The organism is Pseudomonas sp. ABC1 (genome assembly GCF_013395055.1).
Taxonomy (GTDB): domain Bacteria; phylum Pseudomonadota; class Gammaproteobacteria; order Pseudomonadales; family Pseudomonadaceae; genus Stutzerimonas.
Genome location: NZ_CP058349.1, coordinates 2,544,548 through 2,559,481 on the forward strand (window position 1 = coordinate 2,544,548; position 14,934 = coordinate 2,559,481).

The 14,934-nt window shown below is 60.3% G+C and carries 10 protein-coding genes; 1 reads left to right on the forward strand and 9 read right to left on the reverse strand.

The window, feature by feature from the left end:
• Window positions 1-65: 65 nt before the first annotated feature.
• Both HW090_RS11230 and HW090_RS11235 read right to left on the reverse strand, forming a co-directional pair.
• Window positions 66-1,457, reverse strand: a complete 1,392-nt coding sequence (locus HW090_RS11230) for a DEAD/DEAH box helicase (RefSeq protein WP_179113611.1) — start codon at window positions 1,455-1,457, stop codon at window positions 66-68.
• Window positions 1,454-2,038: a hypothetical protein gene (locus tag HW090_RS11235; RefSeq protein WP_179113612.1), complete on the reverse strand. Its 585-nt coding sequence runs from the start codon at window positions 2,036-2,038 to the stop codon at window positions 1,454-1,456. The genes HW090_RS11230 and HW090_RS11235 overlap by 4 nt, the downstream gene beginning before the upstream one ends.
• A 103-nt stretch (window positions 2,039-2,141) precedes the next feature.
• On the opposite strand from HW090_RS11235, the gene HW090_RS11240 reads away from it, so the two are divergent.
• Window positions 2,142-2,369, forward strand: a complete 228-nt coding sequence (locus HW090_RS11240; protein WP_179113613.1) for a helix-turn-helix domain-containing protein — start codon at window positions 2,142-2,144, stop codon at window positions 2,367-2,369.
• Window positions 2,370-2,433: 64 nt separating this feature from the next.
• On the opposite strand, the gene HW090_RS11245 is transcribed toward HW090_RS11240, so the two are convergent.
• The 7 genes from HW090_RS11245 to HW090_RS11275 form a co-directional block, all read right to left on the reverse strand.
• Window positions 2,434-5,424, reverse strand: coding sequence for a type I restriction endonuclease subunit R (locus tag HW090_RS11245; protein ID WP_179113614.1), 2,991 nt, complete (start codon window positions 5,422-5,424; stop codon window positions 2,434-2,436).
• Window positions 5,414-6,613 (reverse strand): restriction endonuclease subunit S, encoded by a 1,200-nt coding sequence (locus tag HW090_RS11250; protein WP_179113615.1) that lies wholly within the window; start codon window positions 6,611-6,613, stop codon window positions 5,414-5,416. The genes HW090_RS11245 and HW090_RS11250 overlap by 11 nt, the downstream gene beginning before the upstream one ends.
• Entirely contained in the window at window positions 6,606-8,504 is a 1,899-nt protein-coding gene (locus tag HW090_RS11255; RefSeq protein ID WP_179113616.1) for an ATP-binding protein, read from the reverse strand. Before HW090_RS11255 ends, HW090_RS11250 begins: the two co-directional genes overlap by 8 nt.
• The gene (locus HW090_RS11260) at window positions 8,497-10,029 is read right to left on the reverse strand and encodes a class I SAM-dependent DNA methyltransferase (RefSeq protein ID WP_218673577.1); all 1,533 of its coding nucleotides are present in this window, start codon (window positions 10,027-10,029) and stop codon (window positions 8,497-8,499) included. Before HW090_RS11260 ends, HW090_RS11255 begins: the two co-directional genes overlap by 8 nt.
• 89 nt (window positions 10,030-10,118) lie before the next feature.
• Window positions 10,119-11,615, reverse strand: coding sequence for a class I SAM-dependent DNA methyltransferase (locus tag HW090_RS11265; RefSeq protein WP_179113618.1), 1,497 nt, complete (start codon window positions 11,613-11,615; stop codon window positions 10,119-10,121).
• 200 nt (window positions 11,616-11,815) lie between these two features.
• Window positions 11,816-13,438, reverse strand: coding sequence for a Tn7-like element transposition protein TnsE (locus tag HW090_RS11270; protein WP_179113619.1), 1,623 nt, complete (start codon window positions 13,436-13,438; stop codon window positions 11,816-11,818).
• The gene (locus HW090_RS11275; protein ID WP_179113620.1) at window positions 13,431-14,933 is read right to left on the reverse strand and encodes a TnsD family Tn7-like transposition protein; all 1,503 of its coding nucleotides are present in this window, start codon (window positions 14,931-14,933) and stop codon (window positions 13,431-13,433) included. The genes HW090_RS11270 and HW090_RS11275 overlap by 8 nt, the downstream gene beginning before the upstream one ends.
• Window position 14,934 lies beyond the last annotated feature (1 nt).

Sequence of the window (14,934 nt, forward strand, 5' to 3'; positions counted from 1 at the left end):
GAAAAGCAGCAAGAGCAGGTGAGCCCCCACCTAGACTACGGAGCAGGACAGACAGCTCTCGACCATCAGAAACAGGCCAACAGCAGTTGCCGGTAGTGCTGAGAGAAACTGACCTGATAACTCGGCTCGGCAGAAAAATTCCCTAGCGAGTAGCCACCTGCCACACGGACCTCTGGAGGCTGTCCAGCTTCACCGCCACTTCGACCATAGACATCGCTGCCAGCCCGCCCCCCATCAGCCATCGAGCTAATCGAGTCGGCAGGCATCTGCACTTGGCTCAGAACCGCCAAGTCATCCGGAAGATCATCAGCAATGCGCTCAGCGAAGCGCCGCAGCGTAGGCTCAGCCAGCATGAACAGCCATGCCTGATCGTCAGGCTCGCCCATGCGCCGCAGCACCCGCCCCAACACTTGTCGATAGTGCAACTCGGTACGGATGCGGCTGAGATAGCAGCACACCTGCAGGCGGGGAATGTCCGTCCCCTCACTGATCATCCCCACGGCGACGATCCAGCGGCAGTCGCTGTGTCTGAATGCATTGATCACCTGCTGAGCGTCCGGAGTCCGGTTGGTCACTACTCGGCAGCCTTCCCCTCTGGCTTCCAACGCCAGGGCAATCTGCTGGGCGTGCTCAATATCGGTGGCAACTACCAGACCAGCAGCATCCGGCTTGGTCTGGCGAAGCTCATCCAGCTTGGCACAACCCAAGCCGAGCAGTTGATCGATCACCTCGTCATGGCGCAGCAGTTCTTCAAAAGTGACGGGGGATTCCCCCAATAGTTGGGCGATGCTTGGAAACAGCCTGACGGTGCTCTCGGTCTCCAGCTCCTCAGTGAGCTGTACCTTCTGGTTGTCGAGGAGGACGATCCGGGGCGAGCGGCAGACCCCGTCAGCAATAGCTTCTTTCAGGCCATAGCGATAATCGCAAATCAGGTGCCCTTCGGGTGTCGAGTAACGGGCCAGAGCAATCGCCCGGTCGTCAGAGCGCCATGGCGTACCAGAAAGAGCAAGGGTGAAGGCCGCGCGATCTTGTACCCGTTGTAGGATCTGCTGTCCCCAGGCGTTGCTCAGCAGTGGATCATGGCCGGCGCAGTGGTGGATCTCATCGAAGATCGCGAACACGCGGTAATCATCGAGGAGTCGCCAGAATCCCTCGTCCCGGTAATCCATTGCCTGATAGGTGTACGCGGCCCCCACCGCGCCGAGCAGACCATCCAGACGCTTACCGAGTACCGCCGTAAATGTAGAGCGGAAGCCCTCGACGACCTGGCACGATGGCGCGAAGCAGAGCACCAGATCGACCCTGTCTTGCTCCAGCAGGCGGTAGGCCAGCTCTGCGGCCATACGCGTCTTGCCAGCGGCCGGCGTTGCCTGGCAGAAGAAATGCGGCGTGGAAAGAAAGTGTTCCAACGCCGTATCGATGCAGCGGCGCTGCCAGTCTCTCAGGGAGGAGGTCATCGCGCCGAGGCAAGCGTCTTGAGCGTCTTCTCGACGGCGCGGAGGTGGCCCAACAGACGTGAACTTCGATCTCTGGCTTCGAGGTACTCGGCTTCAACCTTATTGCGCAGATGCGGCATATCGTCGATGAGCAGCTTGTAACGCTCGGCCTCCCCCATCGCCGACAAGAAGTCGAGCCGGATCTCCTTGAGAAGAACGTCTAGATGCTGTTCTGCATTGGATGAAGGATTAGGCGGCACACTTCCGTGCTCAGGGACTGGCGGCTCCGGCTTGCGCACGGCCTTGAAGCTGTTTTCGAACCCACCATCGACCAGCTCCAGTTGCAGGTTCTCAGGGAGCGATTGCAGGTGGTAGACCTGTCCCCGTGAGCGGCGCTCTTCATCAGGCAAGAGCCAACCTGCGCGGAGCAGGCGACGGACCTGCTCGTACACATAGCGGCGCACATCGCCGAGACGAAAGGTCATGCCTTCCAGGCGCTTGGCATAGGCATCCCGCAATTCACAGGTCGTGAACTGGGTGCGCCCCTCTTCCTGAAGCAGCTCATACAGCCGCCTGTCGAAGATGAACGAGGCAGGTTTCATGCGGGTACCCGATGGGTCTTAGCGGAAAAATGCGGATTATAGTCCGTGGTCTATGCGTCCGCAAACGCAGGATATTGCCGCCTCAAGTGGAGTTGAGGCGGTTATGGATCAGTTGGCGAAAGCGTTGGGGGGACGCATCCGTACGCAGAGAAAGGCCTGCCGGCTTTCTCAGGATGCACTCGCACTGGCCTGTAGCATCGACCGTAGCTACATGGGGCGCATCGAGCGTGGTGAAGTAAACATCACCGTCGAGAAGCTGTACCGCATTGCCAGCCTACTGAGCTGCGATCCAGCCTCTCTCCTGCCCCCAGTGTCGGAGTTACATAGCTAGTCGATCCTGGAGCTCAGGAACACCCACGGCAGGGCGCATCTAAGCACAGCAGTGGAGCAGACACTCAGTAGTACTGCCGAATATAGCTGTAGGCCTTCTCGAACAGCTCCTCATCCTGGTGCAGACGGTACTTGAACAGGGCTTTGCGCAGGGCCTTCTTCACCTCCCGCTCGCCGGCCAGGGTGTCCTGCCAGCCGGGGAAGCGAACCAAGCGGACGATCTCGTCGATGTCTGCCACCACCCGCTCGACGATGATCGGCGTTTCCGCCGTCTTGACTTCGTTGAACAGCTCGCTGAGAGCTGCCTTGCCGCGATCTTCGTCCTCCTCGGGCGGCACTTCCTTCTCGGCCTGCAGCACCTCCTTGGCGATCTCAAGCAGCTGCTTGAGGAACTCGACACTGTTGAGCACCCCGGACTCGAAGCGGTCGCGCAGTGCGTCCAGGCGCTCGGAGAGCTTCTTGAACTTGGGATTGCCAAGGTGCTTGCGTAGTCGCCTGGCAACCTTGATCTCGATTTCCTTGGCCTTCTTCGGCTCGGGATTGGACAGCACTGCCTCCAGCAGGTCGGCATCCAGGATCAGGGTGTCCAGATCGTCGCGCACGGCATCGACATGCACGTTCTGGTGGATGAGCTCGATGGTCTTGGCGCCCAGCGAGTGCCAGATCAGCTTGCCGTGGCCGCTGGAGGGCTGCACCGATTGGTACACCTGGCTCAGCCACTTGTAGTCGACGGCATAGGCTCCCAGCAGAGGATCGGGCGACAGTGCTTCCCAGATCTTGTTGAGCAGGCTGTACTCGGCGGCGAAGTTGTCGCGCACTTCGTTGTTGGGCAGGCACTGCTGGGCAGCGATCAGCCCCTCGTAGCCTTCTTGGGTGCGGTCCACGCCGGGGAAGAAGGCCAGGCACTTCTGCATGACCTCGGGCAGCTTGTCCTTCAGCTCTTGGATGTTGCTGACCACCTGTTTGACGCTCTGGTCATCGAACTCCAGGGCGGCGGCCACGTCGTCGAAGATGCCCAGGTAGTCGACGATCAGGCCGTGGGTCTTCTGCTCCGAGTAGGTGCGGTTCACCCGGCAGATCGCCTGCAGCAAGGTATGGTCGCGCAGCGGCTTGTCCAAGTACATCGCCTGCAGGATCGGCGCATCGAAGCCGGTGAGCAGCTTGGCAGTGACGATGATCAGCTTCAGCGGGTCGTTGGCGTCGCGGAAGCGATCCAACAGCCGCTCCTCCTCGTCACGCGAACGGTCGTAGGCAGCGTACTCAGGATGCTCCTTCTTGTCGGCGGCCTGTACCGACATGACGATCTCGCTGGCCTCGGGCGGCAGCAGCTTGTCCAGCTCGGTCTTGAACAGCAGGCAGGACTCCCGGTCGAAGGTGACGATCTGCCCCTTGAAACCGTTCGGCTCCACCTTGCTCTGGAAGTGCTGGACGATGTCCTCGCAGATTCGGCGAATACGCTCCGGCGTCTTCACCAGCACCGCCATCTTGGCGGCGGTCTTGGCGAGGTTGTCCTTATCCAGATCGGACAGGCTGCCGGTCATCTCGGCATAAGCGGCATCGATGGCGGCCTTGTCGATGTGCAGATCCACCAAGCGCGGCTCGAAGTGCAGCTGCAACGTGGCGCCGTCGCGGATCGACTCCTCGAAGCCGTAGCGGCTCATGTAGCCCTTCTCGTCCTCGTCAGCGCCGAAGGTGTAGAAGGTGTTGCGGTCGGTGCGGTTGATCGGCGTGCCGGTCAGGCCGAACAGGAAGGCATTGGGCAGTGCCTCGCGCATCTTGCGACCCAGATCGCCCTCCTGGGTCCGGTGCGCCTCGTCCACCAGGGCGATGATGTTGCTGCGCGGGTTCAGCGCACCATCGGCCTCACCGAACTTGAAGATGGTGGTGATGATGATCTTACGTACGTCCTGCGCGAGCAGTTGCTGCAGCTTGTCGCGGGAGTCGGCCTTTTCCAGGTTGGGAATGTCGGCCGCAGCGAAGGTGCCGGTGATCTGGCTGTCTAGGTCGATGCGATCAACCACGATCAGCACCGTGGGGTTCTTCAGCAGCGGGTGCATGCGCAGCTTCTGCGCGGCGAACACCATCAGCAACGACTTGCCCGAGCCTTGGAAGTGCCAGATCAGGCCCTTCTTCGGGTAGCCGGCCAGCACCCGCTCAACGATCCGGTTGGCCGCCTCGTACTGCTGGTAGCGGCAGATGATCTTGATCCGGCGCTGCTTCTTGTCAGTGGCGAACAGGGTGAAGCTGGCGAGGATATCGAGCACCACATGGGGGCGCAGCATGCTCTCGGCGGCGCGCTGCAGGCTCTTCAGTGGATGCTGCAGGGCATCGCTGCCTTCGCCATCCAGATGCCAGGGGCCCCAGTCCTTCACTGGCAGGCCGATGGAGCCGTAGTGGTATTCCTTGCCCTCGGTGGCCACCGAGAACACGTTGCAGACGAACAGCTCGGGGACGAACTTCTCGTAGTCGTCATGCACCTGCAGGGCGCCGTCCACCCAGCTGACCGCCTTGCGGGTCGGCGTCTTGGCCTCGATCAGTACCAGTGGCAGGCCGTTGACCAGCAGCACCAGATCGGCGCGGCGCTCGGTGGCTCCGGCGCGGTAGACGAACTGCTGGGTCACCACGTACTGGTTCTGCTCGGGCGTAGCGAAGTCGATCAGACGTACCGGCACATGCTCGTTGTTCAGGCCGAACGGCATGGAGCGTTCGCCGCGCATCCAGGCGGTCATTTCCTCGTTGGCGCGGATTAGGCCATCCGAGCGTACCGACAGCACGATGGCGCGCAGCTTGTAGAGCACCTCGTCGGCGCGGTCGGGCTGCTCGGCGATCTCCGGGTTCAGGCGGATCAGCGCGGCGCGCAGCCAGGGCTCGACCAGCACTTCCTGGATCTGGCGCGGCACCTCGGCAGGAGCGACATGGCTCCAGCCGATACCCTTGCTGCCGATACCGTAGGGTGCTGCGGTCTCCTGGAGGCTACCCGGCTTGGCGGGCTTGAGCGGGCCAGCGAGTAGATCGCGGACGTAGGCTTCAACTGTGTTGGATTCGTTAAATGCCATTTGCGCCCCCACTCTCAATCGACCTGAGCGCATGCTGTTTTAACTTCTGAGCCTCCGTCTTGCGGGTAGATATTTCCTTGCGAGCGGCTCGAATTGCTCTCATCTCAACCAGCAGAGCATCCTGCTCTTCTACTTCTGGAACCTTGAGCTCGTGTTGGCGAATATCTGCACCGTTAATCTTCCAGATCCCATTTGTGGATTTTGCACGTGAGATCAGACGATTGTGTGTGCTCTGGCTGTTCCACTGTAAAACTGCAAACTCGGGCCGGATGATCGCCTTATCAAATTTGAGCCGAATAAGCAGATCTGGATAAAAGCAACCTTTGGGAACCGCATCGACAAGACCACTCTTGCCTACGAGCAGCTTGTTCCCGTTTCCACGGACAACAAGCACGTCGTTCGTCTTCAGCTCAAACGCAGCAGCTTCAGCTTCGGATATCTCTGCGTACTTAGTGTTGCCCTCTGCCACTATGCGCCCGTCCCTTACGGCGCCGATGCTGAGTGTTGGGTATCCTCGCTCGTCTGCATTTGCTTTCGGAGAGACTCCATTCTTTGGCCCATGCGGCACCAGTTTTTCGACCGCAATGACACGTTCAACCGACACCGAAGCCAATACATCCTCAAGATGTGAGTTTTCTAGTGTTCTTGTCGCGAGGTCAGCTTCCGCGAAAGAAATCAAGCATTCCTCAATAGAGTCGAGAAGCGTGACAATCCGATGTTGTTCATCCATCAGCGGCAAGTTGAACTCAAAATCCGCCAAGCTCGTCCAATTGGTACGCGGACTCAACGACCCCGCCGAGGTGCCCACAGCATGTTCGAAGAAGGCATCAGTCTGGCAAATAAACGGCAGCAACTCCGGCAGCAGTACGCTCGCATCCTTGCTCTCCAGCACGTAGATGTCGCCCGAGCACACGCCCGCGAACTCCGCGACGGCGACCTTGCGCTGGTAGGCGCGGCGCTTGCCGAACAGCACCTGGCCGGGCTTGAAGACGTTGGTGAAGGTGACGCCATCGGCCACATTGCCCCAGCTGCGGATACGCAGATCGCCGGGCTCCAGATGCTCCAGGCCCAGGTAACGCTCGAAGCCATCGGCCAGCGGGTCTTGGCTGCGCGCCTTGGACAGTCGCACCACATCGCCAAACTTCACCCGACGCCAGCCGGGTTTCAGGGTCTTGTTCTGCTCAGGCATTGGCATCCTGCTCCTTGTCTTCTCTCACCGTCCGGTAGGCCTGGTGGGGGTGTTTTTCGCTTTCCGGATACAGCAGCGTCAGTATGCCGGCCTCGCGCATGGGCTTGAGGTGCGTGCGTGTGAGTTCGCGGGAGTCCTTGCGCCCGAGGATCTGCGACAGATCCTGGGCGGTATAGGGGCGCAGCGCACACAGCTCGCGCAGCAGCTCGCGCACCGTGGCCTTACGCGGTTTCTGGCCCGCGACCTGGATGCGTTGCCGCAGTTCCGCAGAAATCCCCACAAGAGCTTGTGGGGATCCTGAGTCGAGCTTGTGGGGATTCAGCGAAATCCCCACATCCTCCGCTAGGCTTGTGGGGATTCCCAGGGGCAGCTCAGGCTGCACGGTTTCTGGCAGAGGTGCGTGCTCCGCCGAATTCAGCACGTAGTAGGTGCGGCTACCCGCCCCCTGCTTGAGCAGCAGGCCACGGTCGCGCAGCCGGCGCAGCACCTGGCTGGCGGTCAGGGTATCCGAGCCGCAGAAATCCCGGCAGGCGGTGTTGTCCACCGCCCCGGTGGCCCGCACATAGATCAGTACCTTGGCCTCATCGGGCCCCAGATTGCTGCCGGCATAGTTGCGCAGCCAAGTGTGGTCTTCTTCCGTCAGCAGATTGTGCAGGAACAGGGTGAGCCTGAACTCATTGGCTTGGCGATCAGAGTGAAACTCTGGCAGCGGCAGGCCGGCATCAGCCGCCAGCCGCCGCATGGCGCGAATGCCGGTGCCCTTGGCCTCGGCCAGGTGCAGGTCATGCAGCACCGCCGCGATGGCCGGATTGCGCAGGCGTGAACCGGGTAAGCCCAGCTGTGCCGGCTCCTTGAGGGAGTAGCCGACGTTGCGGATCTCGATGCGGTTGCTGTAACGGATGATCTGCGTCGGACTGTGCAGGGTGTAGTTGCGGTGCATGGCCGCATTGGCCAGCGCCTCGCGGATCACCTTGCGCGGCAGGATGGGCTCCTGAACGCTCTGCAACTGGCCCTCCGGCAGGCGAAAGCCCTTAGGCAACTCGTCGATGATGCTGGCTTCGGCCTGCGGCAACGCCAGCAGCAGCGGCTTGCGGATGTCGATGGACTGGAAGCGGTTTTCCGGGTCTTCCACCCACTCGGTGCCAGGCACACGGATGTAGTCGATGCGCACCATGGGCAGCAACCGGCGCAAGGCCAGAGGCTTGCCGAAAAGCACGATGCCGGCCAACGTCGGCTGCAGCGCTCCCTCCATACGCCGCACAGCACCCAGAGCTTCGAGCATGTCCTCGTCGCCATAGGCCAGCTCCTCGGCCTGGGGATTGATGCGGGCGCGGTCACGCCGGTAGGCGGCAATGGCGGAAGGGTCGAAGTCATCCAGCCGGGCATCGGACAGCACGCTGGAATCTGGGCCATGCAGGGGCTGGCTTTCCCCGCGCAACACCCACAGGTCTTCATCCACGCAGCGCTGGTCACTAGAGCCGATACGGCGGTAGGCGCCCCCCGGCAAGCCCGTGGCTTTCTTGTAGATGGGTTTGTGGGTGACGTCGGCCTCAGGCACATACACCACCAGCAGCGTCTTGCCATCCACCTGTTCCAGCTGCATTTCCGGGCGCAGCGTGACGTTGAGCATGCTGGCACACTGGCTGGCGAGATTACGCTGAACCTTGTCCGGATCGAGGAAGCCCACAGGCCGGTAAACGGTATCGCCCTTATCGTTGAGCGACCAGTCCACGCCCAGCAGCAGGTAGCCACCGTCCAGACCGGGTTCATTGGCGAAGGCGATCACCGTCTCCATAACCGACTTGCCGATGTCGCTGGCACGCTTGGCCTCGATGCGCGCGGACTCGTCCACCGCATTAAGCTCGTCCAGCAGTTCGACGGCGCTACGCATCGGCTCTCTCCTGCGCGATCAGCCCATCCAGCGTTTCCACCAGTTCATCCATCTGCAGCCAGAACGCTCGGCCGCTGTCCTGCCAGCTGGCCCAGGCGTCCTGCAGGCTCTGTGCCTGCTGGCCTGCCGAGGCGCTGCTGCTCTGGCGCTTCACGTAGAGCGGGATGGACAGGTTGAAGCCGTTGCCGGCGAGGTCGTCCAGGGTGACCGCGCGGGCAAAGCCCGGCTCGTCGGCAAACGCCAGCCAGGCATCGAGGATGCGCTTCTGCTGCTCGGGCTTGAGGAAGCTCTGCGCCCGCTCGCGGGTCACCTCGTTGACGGCATCGATGAACAGCACCTTACCCTTGCGCTCGGCAGGCTTGTGCCGGTTGCAGATCAGGATGCAGGACTCCATCGGCGAGTTGTAGAACAGGTTTGGCCCCAGGCCAATGACGCCCTCGACCCAGTCCTGCTCGACCATCTTGGCGCGCATCGACTGCTCTTCGTTGCGGAACAGCACTCCATGCGGCCACAGCGCCGCACTGCGGCCCTTGTCGCTGAGACTGGCGAGGATGTGCTGCTGGAAGGCATAGTCCGCCCGTCCCTGCGGCGGCGTGCCAAGGAAGTTGCGCCCCCAGGCATCCTGCTCCCAAGCCGTGCGGTTCCATTGCTTGATCGAGTACGGCGGGTTGGCCAGGATCACGTCGAACTTGCGCAGGCGGTCGCCGGCAATGTGCTTGGGCTCGGCGAGGGTGTCGCCACGAATGATCTGGAAGTCCTCGACGCCGTGCAGGAACAGGTTCATCCGGGCGATGGACGAGGTGATCAGGTTGCGTTCCTGACCGTAGAGTTTGAGTGTGCGGTACTCGCCCCCGGAGCGCTTCACCTCGTCGAGCGCGGAGATCAACATGCCGCCGGTGCCGCAGGTGGGGTCGTAGATCGACTCGCCGGCCTGGGGCTTGAGCAACTGGGTCATCAGATGCACGACGGTGCGATTGGTGTAGAACTCGGCGGCGGTGTGGCCGGAGTCGTCGGCAAACTTCTTGATCAGGTACTCGTAGGCGTTGCCCAGCTCATCCTCGGGTACGTTGGCGACCGAGAGGGTCTGGGTCGAGAAGTGCTCGATCAGGTCCTTGAGGGTTTCATCGGGCAGGCGCTCGCGGTTCGTCCAGGCGGCATCGCCGAAGATGCCGTCGAGCAGCTCCGGGTTGGCCGCTTCGATGTCACGCATGGCTTTCTGGATGGCCATGCCGACGTTCATCGGCACCTGGCGGACATCGCGCCAGTGCGCGCCGGCCGGGATCTGGAAACGATGGTTCTCGGCGAACTCGGCGTAGGACAGGTCACCATCCGACTCCTGCAGGGCGGACTGGTATTCCTCGTCCCACACGTCGGAGACGCGCTTGAAGAACAGCAGCGGGAAGATGAACTGCTTGTAGTCGCCGGCATCGATGAGGCCGCGCAGCAGGACTGCGGCGCCCCAGAGGTAGCTTTCCAGTTCCTGTTGGGTGATGCGCTTAGGGCTGCCTGGCTTCTCTTGCTCCATTTGGGCAAACTTTTCCTTCAATCGCATACGCGCAACGTTCGCCATTTCTTCAGTGATGATCTTGTTGTCTTTGAAGGGGCGGTCTGAACTCATGGCAACCATCCTCCTTCAGTCATGACCTGCGCGAGCCGCTCTTCCGCCTCGCGGCAACGGTTAAGCGCCTCCTTGAAGGCGGCAATCGCTTCCGGCAGCGGCGGGATATCCTCCTGCAGTGGCGGAAGCACATAGCGCGAGATATTCAGCGTCCAGTCTTCGGCCTTGATCTCGTCAAGGTCGACAATCCGCACGGCGTCGGGTACATCGACGAACTGCTCGTACCAACCCTGAATCTGCTTGGCGTGTTCGAGCTCTAGGAAGTTTTGCGCCCGGCCGCGGCGGAACAGGCGCGAGGCATCTGCAATCATCACCTTGCGTTTCTTGGCCTCGGGCTTGCGCAGGCGCAACAATAAGATGCACGCGGCCAGGCCGGTGCCGTAGAAGAGGTTCGGTGCCAGGCCGATGACGCCTTCGATCAGATCCAATTCCAGCAACTTCTGGCGGATGGTTCCTTCTACCCCCTTGCGGAACAGAGCCCCCTGCGGCAGTACCACAGCCATGCGCCCGTTGCCCTTGGCCATGGACTTGACCATGTGCTGAACCCAGGCGAAGTCGCCGGAACCGGACGGAGGAACACCTGCGAAGTTGCGCCCAAAGGGATCGCTCCCCCACAGTTCTTCCCCCCACTTCTCCAGCGAGAACGGCGGGTTGGCAATCACGCAGTCGAAGGTGGCCAGGCGGTCGACATCGTAGAATGCCGGATTACGCAGGGTGTCACCGCGAACGATCTGGAAGTCCTCGATGCCATGCAGGAACAGGTTCATCCGGGCGATGGCAGAGGTGGCCAGGTTCTTTTCCTGACCGTAGAGCTTGCCCCACAAGCGTTTGACGTCGCCGTGCTGCTCCTTCACGTGCTGTACAGCTGCCAGCAGCATGCCGCCCGTACCACAGGCAGGGTCGTAGATGGTTTCGCCTTCTTTCGGATCGAGCATCTCGATCATCAGGCGCACCACGCTGCGTGGGGTATAGAACTCGCCAGCCTTCTTGTTAGTGGCGTCAGCGAACTTCTTGATCAGGTATTCGTAGGCATCCCCCAGCACGTCGGATGCCACGTTGCGGTTACCCAGGGGCAGGCGCGAGAAGTGTTCGATCAGGTCTTTCAGCAGCGCATCCGAGAGGCGCTCCTTGTTGGTCCACTGGGCATCGCCGAACACACCGTAGAGGGTGTCGGGATTGGCGCGCTCGATGGCGCGCATGGCCCACTGCAGGGCCGAGCCGACGTTGATCGACTTCTCCCGAACGTCCTCCCAGTGGCAGAACTCGGGGATCTGGAAGCGGTGTGACTCGGGGAACAGTGCCAGCTCGGCGTCGCCGCTCTCCTCGACGATCTCGGCGTATTCCTCGTCCCAGACATCACAGATGCGCTTGAAGAAGAGCAGCGGGAAGATGTAGGTCTTGAAGTCAGCCGCGTCCACCGGGCCACGCAGGATGTTGGCGGACTCCCAGAGATGGCTCTCCAGCTGGCTGAGGGTGATGCTTGAATCGCTCAAAATCGGTGTCCTTGTGCCGATCAGCACGGTTGACGCCCAAGCGGTTGCTTTCAGAGCACACCATGCTGCGTCTTTCCCGTGACCAAAGGTATAGAGGATACCGAATCCCGACCAAGCCTGGCATGCAATCCTTGGCTTGCCCGATTAAAGCATGGCTCATGCTCAACCTCATTAGAGCCAACTTATGGATCATTTTGGCCTCAGCTCAGGGCCTCGCGTATCCGCTGCTTCCAATCAAACAGCCGGGTACGCTCGGTACCAGATGAGCTTTCTTTCGGGTGATGTACGGAGTGCAAAGGCTCACAGTACTTCGTCATAGAACTAGGCCAGCGCAACGAGGCTTTCACTGTTTCCCTCAAGATCCTGTCTATGCATTTCCCTGCCTCAACACCTGCTTTGAAACCCATGACCCGCGTCGACATGGTTTTCCGGTTGTCTGAGGTATCTATTTCCAGAAGGTAGCGTTGATCACCGTTTTTCAGCTTGAACTTGGCAAGCAAATAACAGCGTGGATTTTCGTGATCGATCATGTGGTAACTGCAGCGTGGAACGGGCGGCAGAGGCCTCACCTCCAGCGATACCAACGCGACTCTTGACCCTTGGGTGATTTGCTCAAGAATATCTCGGAGCAGTGAGAAACGATCCGCAAGCCGTTCATGCTCGTCCCCATCACCTGTGCCATCGCCCAATTGCTGGAACTCTCCTGACGCGATGCTGCCACCGCTCAACGGATTAGCCACGCCAAAGAGTTGGCTTTCTTTGTTCGGGCATTGCTCGTCATCAACCTTCTTGCCATGACCGTTGGCACGCTCCCCGTTGTAGGCAATCTTGGTGTGCAGCTGAGCATCAAACGTGAAGCCCTCGACGGGTAGATGAATCAACCTCTGCTCTCTGGCTGCCGTAGGCTCTTCGTCAACATCCACCTCCACGTCTTCAGCTCTTGATGGCACAGATACACAGCCTGCTTTTTCCCCCTTGACGGGTAACTTGAGCGCAGGGTGATGGAAAAAAATATCACCGCGATGGCCAAACCGGAGCCCCTGAAGCGTTTCAATCTCCCAGACCAGCAATTCGTTGCTTTCCGGATCAAAGGGACCTCGTACATCCATGGAAGTACCCGCGAGGGAAGGGGGTGCCTGAAAGTCGAACTGCCACCTGGCATACGCCGGATCTTGCGGTGCCCGCTCTTGCCCTTGGTTGAGGCTTTGCCAGATTGATTCGAAGGATCGTTTCACATCCTGATTCAGCAGCAACCAACTGAAATGGTCTCGGTATGCCTTGATTTTGAGAAGCTGACTTGGCGCACCTGTCTTCGGGGGCGTATGGATATGAACAACATCCCCCTCTCTGTAGAGCGTGAAGGCCATATCCAAGCCATTCGGTACGAAGGCTGCACGTACGAGGAAGGCCGCGTGAAAGAACATTTTTCGCGCCAGCTCAAATTTCGGTAACCAGACGGTCAGCCCATCGACGTCGAACACAAAGCATCGCTGCACAGATATCTCAGGATTTGCAGCAAGCCTTCTGGCCAGACGCGGGCTCTCACCCAACGACCTTTCCTGCCAGGTATCTGTTGCAGGAAGCACCACCGTCTTCTTGAAACCTCTGGAGCGATAAGGAGCGCCCTCTTCGCCAGGAAACTCTCGACCAACGGCCAAGACACACGACATCTCCTGTGCGAATCGCCGCAACCGCAACTGACCGTTACGCTCAAAGAGAGCCGCCAAACGCCACTCGGCTGCAGGAATCGGGGCTCTGGAAAAACTTCCAACGCCCAGCAACTTGGATCCGTTCGGGATCTGACGAAATACTGTCCTATTCAATCCATCTTCCTATCAATCGAATGAACGCAGTGGTCAGTGGTGCCACCCTGCTTTTTTCCAATCCACAACGCTTTTCAAGCTCCCAGCGCTTGGACGTTATGCCTGTCTGTATATCCTCCAGTATCGCGGTAGTCAGGCGACGGACCTGATACTCGCCGACGGACTCGGAGTAGCGATTCAGGAAGGTACGGCACAGAGGCAGTTGATCGAGACGGTGCTCGACTGATGCCCGGTGGGGTAGCTGCTGTAGGAACCAGTTGCGACTCATGCGCGGAAGGCCAAGGTCTTCTTCGCTACCTCTGCCAATCCGAATCAGCAGGCGCACCAACCTTCTGTCACGCGCTCGCCAGTCAATGTGGCTGTTGTTGCCCTGTCGGCGCTGCCTGGCTTGGTTAGCAGCCATCAGCCAGTGGCGGTCATGACGATAGAGCCAGGCGTAACATGCCCCCACGCCGTCTTGCCTGGCAGCCTTGGCGCCACCGTGATTCGCCAGTGCTTGCAGCCAAATGGCTCGGTACTGCTGCTTTTGCTCAAACTCAGCAGGGAGCAGCTGTACTAACCGGTCGGAGGCAAGGCCGACCTGGCGGGTCTGCGCCTCGCTGATTAGTTCGCCAGCATGCTGGCCAGGGCACAGGCTGGTCCAGACGATCAAATGCTGCAGCGCACTGAATGCCTTGCGATGCTTTCTGAACATCGCCAACAGCCAAGGTGGAGGCTCTTCGGATGTCAGCAGACCGTTCGCAGCAAGCCAATCCCTGCAATGGGATGTCTGGATCTTCTCCCAGATGACTTCAGCCCTGACCTGCCTGCCGCGCCTGGCACCGCACTCTGTAGCCAAGTACCGGTACAGGTTGGTCCAGCGTCCGTAGCCAGGCGACTGCATCTCTCCGAGCGCCAGCAGCTGCATAGCAGCCTTGGCCAGCCTGATAGCCTCTTCGCTTGGGAGACACACACGAAGATCACGGGGCAGAAACCGTGGAGAGGCTGGATGAAACTCATGACGCTGTGCTCGGCGGAACGGGATAGGTGAGTTCAGGAGCTGGCAACCATGCTCGGGACAAGCATCTATACCTTGAATCTGCCAGCTACGGCGCCAGTAGGGTTCACCGTAGCGTGCAGCCATATCTTCAAAGCAAATCGGGCAGTAACGCAGCCAATCGGGCCACTTGACCAAGGCCGTCGAGGCCCCTGACAGACCAATCGTCGACCGATCGGGAGCAAGCATGGCCTGAAAAAGATCGGTACGGCGCTCCTGCGGAATGAAAGGGGCATAGAGCGGGAACAGCGTGTGATTCAGGATCATGCCTTCCGCATCCAAGCCCGTGCTGTTCGCCAACGCAGTCAGGTGTGTGGGCAGATCGGTGATCGCGGCAACCTTGCTGTCACCGAACAGCATGTGCAGCAAAGTCTTGTGGTTGCCGATCCCCAGATGTGCCCGGCACCGGGCAATACCGCTGTAAAGCAGTTCATCCGGGTAGAGCCTGGGGAAGTACATG